Genomic DNA, 14,643 nt, shown 5'->3' with positions numbered 1-14,643 from the left:
GTACGGCATGATGCTGACGTGATCACGACGTGACGGAACCAAAACCGCGGCGGTCCGGCCGAATCCGGATGACCAGTGCCGAGCGTCGCGAACAACTCATCACGATCGCCCGCGGCCTGTTCGCCCAGAAGGGGTACGAGGCCACCTCGGTCGAGGAGATCGCGCATCGCGCCGAGGTCTCCAAGCCGGTCGTGTATGAACACTTCGGCGGCAAGGAAGGTTTGTACGCGGTCGTCGTGGACCGTGAGGTCCGGGCGCTGCTCGACGGTGTCACCGGCGCACTGACGGCGGGGCGCGCGCACGAGCTGGTCGAGCAGGCCGCGCTGGCGCTGCTGGACTACATCGAGAACAACGCGGACGGGTTCCGGATTCTGGTCCGGGACTCGCCGGTCGGGTCGTCGACCGGGTCGTTCATCTCGATCCTGAGCGATGTCGCGACCCGGGTCGAGCACATTCTGGCCGAGGAGTTCAAGCGCCGCGGGCTGGACCCGAAGAACGCGCCGATGTACGCGCAGATGCTGGTCGGCATGGTCGCGCTGACCGGCCAGTGGTGGCTGGACGCCCGGAAGCCGAAGAAGCCGGACGTCGCCGCGCACCTGGTCAACCTGGCCTGGAACGGCCTCTCCGGCCTCGAACCCAAGCCCACCCTCTCGACCCGCCCACACAAGTAGGCGTGCCGTAAGGACAGGAGGTAGTCCCCTCCGACGGCCCGAGTTCCGGTGCGGCGCGGTGCCGAACGGCGCGGGCAGATGACTACCTCCTGTCGTTAGACCCCCACACCCAGATCCGCCCGTGGCATGACGTCCGCGGGCGTGGCGCCCCGTACGCTGGCTCGCATGACGGGGATGCTGACCGCACGGCCGGTGCCTGCCCGGAGCAGGGCGTTCGACCTGTTCCTGGCCGGCGGTTTGTGCGTGACTTTCGGGTTCCTGTCGCTCGCGCAGGCGCACTTGGAGGGGTTCCTCGCGTTCGGCATGCTCGCGCCGCTGGTCTGGCGGCGTACGCATCCGGAGCTGGTGTTCTACGGGGTCTGCTCGGTCGCCCTGCTGCAGTGGCTGGCCCAGGTCCAGCTGATGCCCGGCAACGTCGGTCTGCTGGTCGGTCTGTACGCGATCACCGTGTACGGCGACGTGCAGCAAAGCCGGATCGCCCTCGGCATCGGTGGTCTCGGTGTACTGATGGCAACCTCGCGCTACTGGTCGAACTCGGACTGGAAGCAGCAGATCACCATGATGGTCGCGCTCGGCGCGCTCGTCTTCGGGGTCTGGGCGCTCGGCGAACGCCGCCGGACCCGCGGTCTGTACGTGGCGCAGCTGGAGGAACGCGCCGCTCAGCTGGAACGCGACCGGGACCGGGAGTCCAAGCTGGCGGTCAGCAACGAGCGGACCCGGATCGCCCGCGAGATCCACGACGTGGTGGCGCACGGTCTGTCGATCATGATCGTCCAGGCCGACGGCGGTCTGTACGCGGCCGATCAGTCCCCGGAGGCGGCGAAGAAGGCGCTGGCGACGATCGGTGACACCGGCCGGGCCAGCCTGACCGAGATGCGAAAGATGCTCGGCCTGCTCAAACAGGACGAGCAGCGTGACCTGGATCCGAACCAGCCGCGCCCGCAGCCGGGGGTTTCCAGCCTGCCGGAGCTGATCGAGAACGTCCGGGCCGCCGGTCTGACCGTCGCGTACGAGGTGACCGGCCGCCCGCGGGACCTGCCGGCGCTGCTCGGCCTGACCGCGTACCGGATCGTGCAGGAAGGCCTGACGAACACGCTGAAACACGCCGGGCCGGGAGCGCGTACCTCCGTCACCCTGGACTTCGGGCGCGAGATGCTGACCGTGGTGGTCACCGACGACGGCCGCGGGGCCGGGGTCGCGCCGAGCAGCGATCCGGGTCACGGTCTGGTCGGGATGCGGCAGCGCGCCTCGGTCTCGGGCGGTACGGTGAGCGCCGGACCGAAGGCGGGCGGCGGTTACGAGGTGATCGCCAGGCTGCCGTACAACCTGCCCAACGGAGGGTAAGTGTCAGACGATGTGATCCGGGTGTTCCTGGTCGACGACCAGGAGCTGGTCCGGGCCGGGTTCACGATGCTGGTGGACTCGCAGGCCGACATGCGCGTGGTCGGGCAGGCCGGGGACGGCGGCGAGGCGGTCGAGAAGATCCAGGTGACCGCGTGCGACGTCGTCCTGATGGACGTCCGGATGCCGCGGCTGGACGGGGTCCAGGCCACCCAGCGGCTCCAGTCGTTGCCGCAGGCATCGACTGACGGGCAGCCGCCGAAGGTGATCGTGCTGACCACGTTCGACCTGGACGAGTACGCGTTCGCCGCGATCAAGGCCGGCGCGGCCGGCTTCCTGCTGAAGAACACCCCGCCGGCGGATCTGCTGAACGCGATCCGCCAGGTGTACTCCGGTGACGCGGTGGTCTCGCCGAGTACCACCAAACGCCTGCTCGAGCACTTCGCCGGCGCGCTGCCCGACGCCGGAGCCGAGCGGCCGGACCTGGCCGAGCTGACGGCCCGCGAGCGCGAGGTACTGATCGAGGTCGCCCGTGGTCTGTCGAACACCGAGATCGCCAAGCTGTTCACGTTGTCCGAGGCAACGGTCAAGACGCACATCGGCCGGATCCTTGCCAAGACCGGGCTCCGGGACCGGGTCGCGCTGGTAGTCCTCGGGTACGAGACAGGCCTGGTCCGGCCGACAAAGTAGGAGACGCCCTCTCATACCCAGGTAGTACGCGGACTCCAGTCTCCGGTCCGACGAGATCGGGCCGCGTACTCACTAACTTCTTGACCAACGTTCAGTTGAGTTGAGGAGTGACATGAGCTTGCAGACCGGGCAGATCGGCACCGGGCGACTGCCGCAGGACGGGGAGCCACGGACCGCGATCCGTGCGCACGAGCTGCGTAAGGTCTACGGACAGGGTGACACCGCGGTGGCCGCGCTCGACGGGGTCTCGGTCGACTTCGGGGTCGGCCGGTTCACCGCGATCATGGGCCCGTCCGGGTCCGGCAAGTCGACGCTGATGCACTGCCTGGCCGGGCTGGACAGCCCGACCGACGGTCAGGTGCTGCTCGGGGAGACCGAGCTGACCCGGCTGCCGGACGCGGAGCTGACCAAGATCCGCCGGGACCGGATCGGTTTCGTGTTCCAGTCGTTCAACCTGCTGCCGATGCTGTCCGCGAAGGACAACATTCTGCTGCCGCTGGAGCTCGGCAGCCGCAAGCCGGACCAGCAGTGGCTGGCCACGCTGATCGACGTACTCGGACTGGCGGACCGGCTCACGCACCGCCCGTCGGAGCTGTCCGGTGGTCAGCAGCAGCGGGTCGCGGTCGCGCGGGCCCTGGTCGGCCGGCCGGAGGTGGTGTTCGCGGACGAGCCGACCGGCAACCTGGACTCGCGGTCCGGTGCCGAGGTACTCGGGTTCCTGCGCCGCTCGGTCCGTGAGTTCGGTCAGACCGTGGTGATGGTGACGCACGATCCGCTCGCGGCCTCGTACGCCGACCGGGTGGTGATGCTTGCCGACGGCAAGTTGGCCGGCGAACTGCTCGAGCCGACCCCGGAGAGCGTCCTGAACGCGCTGCGGCAGCTGGGGGCCTGACGTGCGCCGTTCGCTGCTGTCCTCGCTGCGCGCCCACTTGGGCCGCCTGATCGCCGCCTGCCTGGCGATCGTTCTCGGCGTCGGCTTCGGCTCGCTCGCGATGGTCGTGCATTCGTCCGCGTCGCACGGTGTCGACGAGACGATCGGCGCCCAGTACAAGGGTGTCGACACGGTCGTGAAGACGAATCAGGCGTCGATCTCACCCACCGATGTGGCCAGGGCGAAGGCGCTGCCGCAGGCCGCGTCGGTGATCACCCGGACGTCGGCCTTCCTGCAGGCGTCCTTCCCGGGACTGGTCCGGCCGACGTCGCTGGTGGTCGAGTCGCTGTACGACACCAGCCGGATCGCCGGTCCGGCGACCTCGTCCGGCCGGTTGCCTACCGCAACGACCGAGATCGCGCTGCCGGCCCGCGAGGCGGCCAAGTACAAGGTGGGGGTCGGTCAGACCCTGCGGCTGGAGTCGTACGACAAGAAGTCCTGGACGGTCCGGATCGTTGGTCTGATCGACGATTCGAAGTACATCGGCTCGGCCCCGGCGGTGGCGACCCCGGCGGCGGTGAAGACCTTCGCGCCCGACGAGTACATCGCCGCGATCAACCTCGCCGCCAAGCCCGGTGTCAGCCCTGAACAGCTCACCGAGGCCGTCCGGGCGGTCGTGGCGCCGGGGGTGATGGTCTACACCGGCGCGGAGTTCATCCAGCGCGAGGTGGAGGGCTTCACGCACGGGATCGACGTACTCGGTGGCGTGTTCGGGATGTTCGCGGTGATCGCGCTGTTCGTCGCCTGTCTGGTGATCGGCAACACGTTCACGATCGTGATCGCCCAGCGCACCCGCGAGATGGCGCTGCTGCGCTGCGTCGGCGCGTCCCGGCGGCAGGTGTTCACCTCGGTACTGTCCGAGGCCACCGTGGTCGGGGCGATCGCCTCCGCGATCGGGGTGATCTTCGGGGTGGCGCTGTCCGCGCTCGCGCTGGCGATGTCCCGCGAGTTCAACTGGGGCATTCCGCCGGTACCGCTGCACCTGGACGCGTCGTCACTGCTGCTCCCCCTCGTACTCGGTACCGTCGCCACGCTGATCGCCGCCGTCGTACCGGCGCGCCGTGCCACCAAGGTCGCGCCGCTGGCCGCGCTGCGTCCGGAGGTCGCTCCGGCGGCCGCGTCCCGGGCCGGCATCCTGCGGCTGATCCTCGGCTTCCTGCTGCTCGCCGGTGGCGGCCTGCTGCTGGCGGCCGGCGCGGCAGCACACCAGGTACTGATCGGTGTCGCCGGTGGCGCGTTGTCGTTCCTCGGCGTACTCGCGGTCGGCTCGCTGCTCGTCCCGGCGCTGATCCGCGTGATCGGCGTGCTCCCGGCCCGCAGCGGCGTACCCGGCCGGATCGCGCTCGCGAACGCGGTCCGGAACCCGAAGCGTACGGCGGCGACCACGTCCGCCCTGCTGATCGGGGTCACGCTGATCAGCCTCACCTGTGTCGGTATCGCCTCGGTCCGGAAGACGTTCGACGTGTCGATGGACGGCCAGTACCCGGTGGATCTGGTGGTGGCCACGTACAACGAGAAGATGCCGTCCGGCGCCGCCGATCAGTTGCGCGCGATCAAGGGCGTCACGCAGGTCGTACCGGTCAGCCAGGTCCGGGTGAAGGCGGCCGGCGACGAGGTCGAGGTCACCGGCATCGATGCCGGCGCGGCCGGTTCGGTGATCCACAATCCCGACCTGGCGAGCGCGCTGAAGCCCGGTACGGCGCTGCTCGACTACTCGACGATGAACCTGCTGAAGGCCGAGGACGGCGCCAAGGTCACGATCGGCACCGGCGCGCACAAGCTGACCGTGACGGCGCGGCGCGCGACCGGCCTGTACGCGATGACGCTCACCTCGACCGACCTGGCGAAGCTGGCGCCGGACGCGCCCGTCACCGGGTACTGGCTGGCGTCGGACCCGAAGGCGAACGGTTCGCGGGTGATCGACGCCGTCGAGCAGTCGATCCCGACCGTGAAGGACCTGTCGGTCAGCGGTGGTCTGGCCGAGCGGACCAGTTACACGAAGATCTTCGACGTGCTGCTGATCGTCGGGGTCGGTCTGCTCGGGGTCTCGGTACTGATCGCGCTGGTCGGCGTCGGTAACACGCTCAGCCTGTCCGTACTGGAGCGAACCCGGGAGAACGCGCTGCTCCGGGCGATGGGCCTGTCCCGCCGGCAGTTGCGGGCGATGCTCGCTGTCGAATCGTTGCTGATGGCACTCGTCGCGGCCGGGCTGGGGATCGTTCTGGGCCTGGTCTACGGCTGGACCGGAACCGCCGCGTTGATGGGCGGTCAGACCGTCGACGGCGGCGTGCAGTACGCCGTACCCGGCACGCTGCTGATCGCGATCGCCGCCATCGCCGCGGTCGCCGGCCTGCTCGCGTCGGTACTGCCCGCCCGCCGCGCCGCCAAGGTCGCCCCGGCCGGCGCGCTGGCGACCGAATGATCCAGGGCAGGTCTCCCGATTCCACGCCGTAGCGAGGAATTGGGAGACCTGCCCTCGCGGCTCGTCCGGCTTTGAGGGGGTCGGACGAGCCGCCTGTTACACGATCTCGATCCTGTTCCCGTGGCCGTCGGCGGTATGGAACCGTCGGCGGCCCGGGATCGTTTCGTTGTCCCAGGTGACCGGGAAACCAAGGCCTTCGAGCTTCGCCGCGAGCGCGTCCAGATCGTCAACGGCCAGCGCCGGATGTGCCTTCATCGCCGGTACGAACGCCTGCTCGACGCCGATGTGAATCTCGGCCGCACCGGACCTGAACCAGCAACCACCGCGCGGTTTCAGCAGCTCCGGTTTCTCCACCTCGGTCATCCCGAGCGCGTCCCGGTAGAACGCCCGCGCCACGTCCTCACCACCGGGCGGGCACGACACCTGTACATGGTCGAGCCGCATCGTCAGGCCTTCCGCGCCACGGCAAAGATCCGGCGGAACGGCAGCAGCGTCCCGTACGACTTCTGTGGGTACGCCTGCGCCAGCCGCGCGCCGTACTCCGCCTCGAACTGTGGCCGTACGTCATCCGGCAACGACTGCAGCACGGGACGCGCGCCGGTGCCCTTCACCCATTCGAGGACGGCGTTGTCGCCGGCCAGCAAATGGAAATACGTCGTCTCCCAGGCATCCACTACGCATCCCTCCGCACTGAGCGCGTCCACATACTCAGCCGGCCCTGGTACGTCCGGCCGCAGCGACGCATCCTTCGCGTACTGGGCGTACGGCTCCGTACCGGCCAACTCGCGCAGAATCGCGTGCGACGGCGCGTTCCCGTTCCCCGGGATCTGGATCGCCAGCCACCCGCCCGGCCGCAGCGCCCGGACGAACCCGGGCAGCAGGTCGAGCTGCTCGGGCACCCATTGCAGCGTCGCGTTCGTGACGATCACGTCCAGCGACCCCGGCTCGACCGCCCAGGTACGGACGTCGCCGAGCTCGAAGGACAACCGCTCGTCGGCGTACTGTTCGGCCGCCTCGAGCATCTGCGGCGAACTGTCGATCCCCCGGACCACCGCGTCCGGCCAGACCTGCCGCAGCGTCGCGGTCAGCGCGCCCGGTCCGCAGCCGAGGTCGACCACGGTGCGTACGTCGTCCGCGCGCACTCGTTCGACCAGATCGCGGAACGGCCGGGCGCGCTCGTCGGCGTACGTGCCGTACTGCTCTGGACTCCACACCGGTGACGTACGCATCGGTTCCTGCCCCTCTCGGATGGGGTTTATCTTGATATCGAGATACTTTAAGCACGGCACTTGTCTTGATGTCAAGAGTCTTGATGGGTAGTCTCGACGCATGGAGGACGAGGTCGACCGGCTGATCGAGGCCTGGCGCCGGGAGCGGCCGGACCTCGACGTGGCGCCGATGGAGGTGCTGTCCCGGGTCAGCCGGCTGGCCCGGCACCTGGACCGGGCGCGTGGTCAGGCGTTCGACACGCACGGGCTGGAGTCCTGGGAGTTCGACGTACTGGCGGCGCTCCGCCGGGCCGGCGCTCCGTACCAACTCTCCCCCGGCAAACTGCTGAAGGAAACCCTGGTCACCTCCGGCACGATGACGAACCGGGTCGACCGGCTGACCGCGCGCGGCCTGGTCGAGCGACTGCCCGACCCGAACGACCGGCGCGGCGTGCTGGTCCAGCTGACCCCGGCCGGCCGGGACGCTGTGGACGCCGCGATGGCCGACCTGCTCACCCACGAGCGGGCGCTGCTCGGGTCGCTGAGCGAGCGCGACCAGCAGCGGATCGCCCGGGTCCTGCGCGAACTCGTCCGGCCCTTCGACCAGGAAAAGCACTGAGCCACGGAAACAATCGGTTTCAGCGCCGCGACAATGCCGATTCCTGGTACTGACAAATGAGATAGAGAATTGTGCCGGAATTATCCGAAAAGACGACCCGTCACTTCCACCCGGCTCCGATCGTTGCTAGTTGCAACAAGATCGTGAGACTGCTGTAGCCGACGACTATCGACACTGAGCGAGGACCCGGACTAGGGTCATCACCGTCGGTCGCGAATCGACTACAAAGTGTCAGGAAGACGGTGACTTCGGCGGCAAGAGGTGGTCCGCCGAATGCGGTCGCGCGGTGTCCGGGGCTCGGGGCCCGAACAACGCAGGCCGGCACGGGGCCCGCTCACCCACGAGCTCGGCGCCCCCTCCGAATCACAGGGGATCGGAGGGGCGCCGCGGCTCGAACACCGCGAGAACCCTGCTATTCGGCGCGTTCCGCCGCCTCGAACCAGGCCGTCTCCAGTTCGCCGCGCTCGTCCGCGAGCTTCCGCAGCTCGGCGTCCAGCTCGGCCAGCCGGGCGTAGTCACTCGCGCTGACGGCCAGCTGGTCGTGCAGTTTCCGCTCGGTCTCGGTCAGCTTCGCGAGCTGCCGTTCGATCCGGTTCAGCTCCTTCTTCGCCGCCCGGGCCGCTGCCGCGTCAACAATCGGCGCGGCATTTTCCGCGACCGGCAAATCATTGGACATCGCCGTCGCCGGTGTCAACACATTCGACGCCGGCCGGCGCGGAATTCCGGCCTCGAGTTCGTCCAGATACTGCTCGACACCGCGCGGCAGATGGCGTACCCGGCCGTCGCCCATGATCGCGTAAACCATGTCACTGACCCGCTCCAGGAAGTACCGGTCGTGGGTCACCGTGACCACCACGCCCGGCCAGCCGTCGAGGAAATCCTCGAGGACGGTCAGCGTCTCGACGTCCAGGTCGTTGGTCGGCTCGTCCAGGATCAGCACGTTCGGCTCGTCCAGCAGGATGCGCAGCAGTTGCAGCCGGCGCCGTTCGCCACCGGACAGGTCCGAGATCCGGGTGGTCAGCTTGTCACCGGTGAAGCCGAACCGTTCCAGCAGCTGTGACGACGTCAGCTCACCGCCGCGGCCCGCCAGCGCGGCCGTACGCCGGATCGCCGTGATGTGGTCGAGCACGGTGACCGAACCGTCGATCTCCTCCAGCGTCTGGGACAGATTGGCGACACGTACCGTCTTGCCTTGCTTGACCAGGCCCCGGTCCGGCGCGAGCTGCCCGGTCAGGACCTTCAGGAACGTGGTCTTGCCGGCCCCGTTCGGGCCGAGCAGGCCGATCCGGTCGGCCGGGCCGAGGCGGAAGGTGACGCGGTCCAGCATCGTCCGGTCGCCGAAGCTCAGGCTGACGTCCTCGACGTCGAACACGTCCTTGCCCAGCCGCGCGGTCGCGAGCTGCGACAGGGCCAGCTTGTCGCGCGGCGGCGGCTCGTTGGCGATCAGCGCGTTCGCGGCCTCGATCCGGAACTTCGGCTTGGACGTACGGGCCGGTGCGCCGCGCCGCAGCCAGGCGAGCTCCTTGTTCAGCAGGTTCTGCCGCTTCGCCTCGGTCACCTGTGCCGTCCGGGCGCGCTCGGCCTTCGCCAGCACATAAGCGGCGTACCCACCGTCGTACGACGTGATGCGACCGCCCTGGACCTCCCAGGTGACCGTGCAGACGGCGTCCAGGAACCAGCGGTCGTGGGTGACCACGATCAGCGCGCCGGCGCGGTCCGTGACATGGCCCGCCAGCCAGCTGACCGCTTCGATGTCGAGGTGGTTGGTGGGCTCGTCGAGCACCAGCAGGTCGACGTCGGTGAGCAGCAGCCTGGCCAGCGACGCCCGGCGGCGCTCACCACCGCTCAAGCTGCCGACCAGGGCCTGATGGTCGACCTCGCCGAGCAAGTGCTCCATCACCGAGCGCGCCCGCGGATCGGCCGCCCAGGTGTACGTCTCGACGTCGCCGAGGACCGCGTGCAGCACGGTCTGCTCCGGGTCGAGATCGTCGCTCTGCCCGAGGTACCCGAGCCGCAGGTCCCGGTTCTGCGTGATCCGGCCGCCGTCGGGCTCCATCCGCCGGGCCAGGAGCTGGAGGAGCGTCGACTTGCCGTCGCCGTTCCGCCCGACCACGCCCACCCGCTCGCCCCGGCCGACGCCGAGACTGACCGAGTCAAGCAGTGTCCGGGTCCCGAAGCCCTTCGAAACAGCTTCCAGATTGACCAAGTTAGGTGCCTGCATAACGCGCCCCAGGGTAGCCGACCGCCACACCCCCGCCATGCCAGTGCCAAACCCGTGCCAGGATCGTCCAGATGCTGACCCCCGCCTGGCTCGACGGCCTGTCCCTCGGCGACCCGATTTCAGCCGATCCACTGGAAGGCGGCTACGCCAGCAAGACGTACCGCGTACGCACCAACCTGGGGAAATTGGTAGTCGTCAAAACACAGGCCGACCTGCCACCCGACCTGTCGGCAGCTTGGGGCGGCTGGGCGGCGTTTGCTGGAGCGGGTGGTGCGGCGGTTGGCTGAGATCATCCCGGCGCAACCGCCTGCCCTCCTGCATGGCGACCTGTGGCACGGCAACCTGCTTCCGGGACCTGATGGCGGGCCGGCGATGATCGACCCGGCCGTGTACTACGGCTGGCCGGAGGCCGATCTCGCCACGCTGCTGATCTACGGCAATCTCTCCGGCGACTTCTTCACCGCCTACGAGGAGGTCCACCCGCTCACGCCCGGCTGGCGCGAGCGGGCTCCACTCCTTCACCTTCGCGAGCTCCTCAGCATCACGGCGCACTCCCCCGCGGTGCCTGAGACGGTCACCGAGATCCACACCATCCTTCAGCGGTTCGACTGACCCAGGTAGATCAGGTACTCCTTCTCGTTCAATGGGTTCCCATCCGTCCGGGTACGGGTCGCGGGCGGCCCGCCGACCGGGACGTACGCGTGGAAGGCGGTCGCGAGCATCCCCTCGCCGTGGCTGAGGGTCGGTAACGCGGACTCGAAGCCGTGCGTGGTCGCGGCCGGAATCGTGCCTTCCAGGTGCGCCTGGGTTTCGGTGAGGTTGGTGTGCGTGACCACACCCCGATGTTCCGCGACATGCGCCAGCACGCGGGAGATCGTCTCCGCCGGTACGTCCAGCTCGAACTGATTGACCGGCTCCATCACCCGCGTACCCGCCGCGGCGATCGCCTGCATCAGGACGAGCGGGACGAGACGACGGAAGTCCGCGGCAACGGTCACCGGGCTGTAGTACGCGGTGTGCGTCAACGCGACGTGGATATCCGGGACCTCCCACCCGAACAACCCCTGATGCAAGGACTGCCGGACCGTTTCCTCGATCGCGTTGTGGAACGCCCGCGGCAGCCCGCCGAGCTCGACCTCCAGCTCGTACTCGATGCCCTCGGCAACCGGTGACACCCGGAAACCGACGCCGGCCGCCCACAGGTTCCCCGGCGCGGTGATCTCGCGGAGCGCGCTGCCGGTGCCGATCAGCTGCTCGACGTGGATCGGTGTCGTCTCGCTGAACGTGACCTCGACGCCGTACTCGGTGGCGAGCAGCGAGGCGATTACCTCCTTCTGCACCTCGCCGTACAGACTGACGGTGATCTCATCGGCCTTGCGGACGCGGATCAACGGGTCCTGCTCGGCCAGCTGGGTCAACGCCTGGAACAGCTTGACCCGGTCGCGCGCGGTCACCACGGTTTCCAGCGTCGGCGGTGCGAACAACCGGGCGACCTGCCCGCCGCGGACGCCGAGCTGGTCCCCGATCCGGATGCTCTTCAGCCCCCGCAACGCCACGATCTGCCCGGCCTCGGCCCGGTCCACCGAATGCCGGCTGCCCTGCTCGAAGACTTCGATCCCGCTCGGACGAGTCTGGTACGCGGACCCGTCGACCGGATGGACGTCCACCGGCGTACGCGCCGTGAGTGCGCCGCCGATGATCCGCGCGGACGCGATCTTCTGCCCGGCCGCGCCACGCTCCACCTTGAATACCCTTGCCTGTAAGGGATCTTCCGATGATGTGGTTGCTCGTGGCAACCAGGCACGGATACCGCCGATCAGTTCGGGTACGCCGGCGCCGGTCATCGCCGAGCCGAAGTACACCGGATGCACGACGCCGCGCGCGACCTGCCGGCGCAGCTCGGTCGCGTAGTCGGGGTGGTTGTCCTCCAGGTACTGCTCCAGGAAGTCGTCGTCCCGCTCGGCAAGCACCTCGCCGAGCACGGGGTTCCGTACCGGCGACGGCTCGAACCGGGCCGACCGCACCCCGAGCTCGGTCACGGTCCCCATCGGTACGGCGGCCGGTGTCAGCAGTCGCCGGATGTCGGCGAGCAGCTCGTCGTACCGGGCGCCGACGCGGTCGATCTTGTTCACGAAGAGCAAGGTCGGGATCTGCAGCCGGTGCAGCGTACGCATCAGGAGCCGGGTCTGCGGCTGGACGCCTTCGACCGCGGAGATCACCAGCACCGCGCCGTCCAGTACGGACAGCGCGCGCTCGACCTCGGCGATGAAGTCCGAGTGCCCAGGCGTGTCGATCAGGTTGACCGGCAGGTCACCGAGCGCGAACGCCACCACCGCGGACCGGATCGTGATCCCACGCTGCCGCTCCAGCTCCATCGAGTCGGTCTGGGTGTTCCCGTCGTCCACCCGCCCGACCCGGTCGATCACCCCGGCGGCATGCAACAGCCGCTCGGTCAGACTGGTCTTACCGGCGTCGACATGCGCCACAATACCCATCGTCAAAGAGTTCAAGAGTCCTCGCGAATGCCTCGAAGCGATCAATACCAATGCGGTCGATCACAACGCGGCGCATCCCGGTCTCCCGTCTCAAAGACAAATGGCTGTAGCTCTCGGACCGTAACACCGACCGATAGCCACGACGAGCGATTTTCTACCGGTTGACGATGGCCGGGAGGATTCGGGCGCCGGGGACTGGGCCTTCGGCTTGGCGGACCATGCGGCAGAGGCCGGATTCGGCTAGTTCGACCGCCAGGTCGACGGCGTTGCGGCTGTCGGCGGCGAGGAACAGGCAGGTCGGGCCGGAACCGGAGATCTGCGCGGCCAGGGCGCCCTGGTCCAGGCCGAACTGGAGGGTTTCGCCGAGCTCGGGGCGCAGTGACAGCGCGGCCGCCTGAAGGTCATTGCCGAGAGCAACGGCGAGGGCGCCGGGGCGGCCGGACAGCAGGGCGGAGAGCAGTTCGGGGCGGACCTGGGGCGGTTCGACCCGGCGCAGCGGGCGCATCCGGTCCAGTTCGCCGTACACGTCGGGGGTGGACAAACCACCGTCGGCGATCGCGAACACCCAGTGGAAGGTCCCGCGGGACATCACCTCGGTGACCTGCTCGCCGCGGCCCTGGCCGAGCGCGGTGTGACCGACCAGGCAGAACGGTACGTCGCTGCCGAGCTCGGCCGCGTGATGCTGCAGCTCGGTCTGGGTCAGCTGCAGACCCCACAACCGGTTGCACGCCACCAGCGTCGCGGCCGCGTCGGTCGAACCGCCGGCCATCCCACCCGCGACCGGGATGGTCTTCCGGATCGACAGGTCGACGCCCTCGTCCACGTCGTACTCGGCCTGCAGCAGCCGCGCCGCCTTGACCGCGAGGTTCGTCTCGTCAGTGGGTACGCCGGCCGCGAAATCACCCACGATCTCGACCGTCACGTCCCCGTCGTCGTCGCGGACGGTCGCGGTCACGTCGTCGTACAGGGCAACGGCCTGGTACACCGTGGCGACCGGGTGGAAGCCGTCCGGGCGCGGCGGGCCGACGGACAGACCGAGATTGATCTTGGCCGGCGCCCGCACCGTGACCTCAGCAGAAGGTGGCACGGGCACAGGCTAGGGCATGTCGCGGTCTTCCCGCGCGCACGAGTCTCACGCGGTCCGTGCCGCACCGGCCAGGGCGGCGAAGTCGGTGATCCCGAGCATTTCGCCGCGCAGCCGCGGGTCGATTCCGGTGCTCCGGAACACCTCGTCCAGGCGGTCGCGGTCCGGCATCCAGCGGGCCAGCGCGGACCGGACCGTCTTCCGGCGCTGCGAGAACGCCGCCTCGATCACCGCGAACACCTCTTCGCGGGTCGCCGCCGTCACCGGCGGTTCGCGCCGCTCGAAGGCAACCAGACCGGAATCCACGTTCGGTGCCGGCCAGAACACGTTCCGCCCGATCGGCCCGGCGCGCCGCACCTCGGCGTACCACGCGGCCTTCGCGGACGGCACGCCGTACGTACGCGACCCAGGCGCCGCCGCCAGCCGGTCCGCGACCTCGGACTGCACCATCACCAGCCCGTGCCGCAGCGAGTCCGACACCTGCAGCAGATGCAGCAGCACGGGCACGGCGACGTTGTACGGCAGGTTGGCCACGCACGCGGTCGGAGCACCGATCTCGGCCGGCCCGACCTCCATCGCGTCCGCCTCGACCACGGTCAGCCCGGCAGCCTGCTCCGGGGCGTACGCGGCGATCGTCGACGGCAGCGCCCGCGCCAGCAGCGGATCGATCTCCACCGCGGTCACCCGATGCCCTTCGGCGAGCAGCGCCAGGGTCAGCGAACCGAGCCCAGGACCGACCTCGAGCACCGTCTCACCCGCCGCCAGCCCGGCGGCCCGGACGATCCGGCGAACCGTGTTCGGGTCGATGACGAAGTTCTGCCCGCGCTGTTTGGTCGGGCGGACCCCGAGGGACGCGGCCAGTGAACGCACGTCCGCCGGACCGAGAAGTCTCGGTCCGGCGGACGTGGATGAATCAGACGAGGTCACCTCGTCAGTTTGGCAGAACCGGAAACCACTCCGG

The 14,643-nt window shown here is 69.1% G+C and carries 14 protein-coding genes; 8 read left to right on the top strand and 6 right to left on the bottom strand.

What is annotated here, in order from left to right; translation table 11 throughout:
* Positions 1–29 precede the first annotated feature (29 nt).
* From HDA44_RS33170 to HDA44_RS33150, 5 genes are all read left to right on the top strand, one after another.
* Complete coding sequence (locus HDA44_RS33170) at positions 30–671, top strand: TetR/AcrR family transcriptional regulator (RefSeq protein ID WP_184841261.1); 642 nt, start codon at positions 30–32, stop codon at positions 669–671.
* Positions 672–836: 165 nt separating this feature from the next.
* On the top strand, positions 837–2,015 hold the full coding sequence (locus tag HDA44_RS33165; RefSeq protein WP_238352606.1) for a sensor histidine kinase: 1,179 nt from the start codon (positions 837–839) through the stop codon (positions 2,013–2,015).
* Positions 2,016–2,702 carry a response regulator transcription factor gene (locus HDA44_RS33160; RefSeq protein ID WP_184841256.1) on the top strand — a complete coding sequence of 229 codons (687 nt, stop codon included), beginning with the start codon at positions 2,016–2,018 and terminating at the stop codon, positions 2,700–2,702.
* Positions 2,703–2,814: 112 nt separating this feature from the next.
* Positions 2,815–3,594: an ABC transporter ATP-binding protein gene (locus tag HDA44_RS33155; protein WP_184841254.1), complete on the top strand. Its 780-nt coding sequence runs from the start codon at positions 2,815–2,817 to the stop codon at positions 3,592–3,594.
* A 1-nt stretch (position 3,595) separates the two neighbouring features.
* Positions 3,596–6,055: an FtsX-like permease family protein gene (locus HDA44_RS33150; RefSeq protein WP_184841252.1), complete on the top strand. Its 2,460-nt coding sequence runs from the start codon at positions 3,596–3,598 to the stop codon at positions 6,053–6,055.
* 96 nt (positions 6,056–6,151) lie between these two features.
* On the opposite strand, the gene HDA44_RS33145 is transcribed toward HDA44_RS33150, so the two are convergent.
* Both HDA44_RS33145 and HDA44_RS33140 read right to left on the bottom strand, forming a co-directional pair.
* The gene (locus HDA44_RS33145) at positions 6,152–6,499 is read right to left on the bottom strand and encodes a VOC family protein (protein ID WP_184841251.1); all 348 of its coding nucleotides are present in this window, start codon (positions 6,497–6,499) and stop codon (positions 6,152–6,154) included.
* Between the two features lie 2 nt (positions 6,500–6,501).
* The gene (locus tag HDA44_RS33140; protein WP_184841249.1) at positions 6,502–7,284 is read right to left on the bottom strand and encodes a methyltransferase domain-containing protein; all 783 of its coding nucleotides are present in this window, start codon (positions 7,282–7,284) and stop codon (positions 6,502–6,504) included.
* A 100-nt stretch (positions 7,285–7,384) separates the two neighbouring features.
* Here HDA44_RS33140 and HDA44_RS33135 point away from each other — a divergent pair, with 100 nt between their 5' ends.
* Positions 7,385–7,882: a MarR family winged helix-turn-helix transcriptional regulator gene (locus tag HDA44_RS33135; protein ID WP_184841247.1), complete on the top strand. Its 498-nt coding sequence runs from the start codon at positions 7,385–7,387 to the stop codon at positions 7,880–7,882.
* Between the two features lie 412 nt (positions 7,883–8,294).
* Here HDA44_RS33135 and HDA44_RS33130 read toward each other — a convergent pair whose 3' ends face one another.
* Positions 8,295–10,103, bottom strand: coding sequence for an ABC-F family ATP-binding cassette domain-containing protein (locus tag HDA44_RS33130; protein WP_184841245.1), 1,809 nt, complete (start codon positions 10,101–10,103; stop codon positions 8,295–8,297).
* 71 nt (positions 10,104–10,174) lie between these two features.
* Between HDA44_RS33130 and HDA44_RS33125 the strand changes: the two genes are divergently transcribed.
* Both HDA44_RS33125 and HDA44_RS33120 read left to right on the top strand, forming a co-directional pair.
* On the top strand, positions 10,175–10,390 hold the full coding sequence (locus HDA44_RS33125) for a hypothetical protein (RefSeq protein WP_184841243.1): 216 nt from the start codon (positions 10,175–10,177) through the stop codon (positions 10,388–10,390).
* The gene (locus HDA44_RS33120) at positions 10,383–10,715 is read left to right on the top strand and encodes a fructosamine kinase family protein (protein WP_184841242.1); all 333 of its coding nucleotides are present in this window, start codon (positions 10,383–10,385) and stop codon (positions 10,713–10,715) included. Before HDA44_RS33125 ends, HDA44_RS33120 begins: the two co-directional genes overlap by 8 nt.
* Here HDA44_RS33120 and HDA44_RS33115 read toward each other — a convergent pair.
* The 3 genes from HDA44_RS33115 to rsmA form a co-directional block, all read right to left on the bottom strand.
* Positions 10,700–12,598, bottom strand: a complete 1,899-nt coding sequence (locus HDA44_RS33115) for an elongation factor G (RefSeq protein ID WP_184841239.1) — start codon at positions 12,596–12,598, stop codon at positions 10,700–10,702. The genes HDA44_RS33120 and HDA44_RS33115 overlap by 16 nt on opposite strands.
* Positions 12,599–12,752: 154 nt before the next feature.
* Positions 12,753–13,685 carry a 4-(cytidine 5'-diphospho)-2-C-methyl-D-erythritol kinase gene (locus tag HDA44_RS33110; protein WP_425557196.1) on the bottom strand — a complete coding sequence of 311 codons (933 nt, stop codon included), beginning with the start codon at positions 13,683–13,685 and terminating at the stop codon, positions 12,753–12,755.
* A 45-nt stretch (positions 13,686–13,730) separates the two neighbouring features.
* Complete coding sequence (gene rsmA, locus HDA44_RS33105) at positions 13,731–14,609, bottom strand: 16S rRNA (adenine(1518)-N(6)/adenine(1519)-N(6))-dimethyltransferase RsmA (protein ID WP_184841235.1); 879 nt, start codon at positions 14,607–14,609, stop codon at positions 13,731–13,733.
* Positions 14,610–14,643 lie beyond the last annotated feature (34 nt).

This window comes from Kribbella solani, from assembly GCF_014205295.1.
GTDB lineage: Bacteria > Actinomycetota > Actinomycetes > Propionibacteriales > Kribbellaceae > Kribbella > Kribbella solani.
The sequence above is the reverse complement of the archived record's forward strand: the minus strand, read 5'-3'. Positions and strand labels throughout refer to the sequence as shown.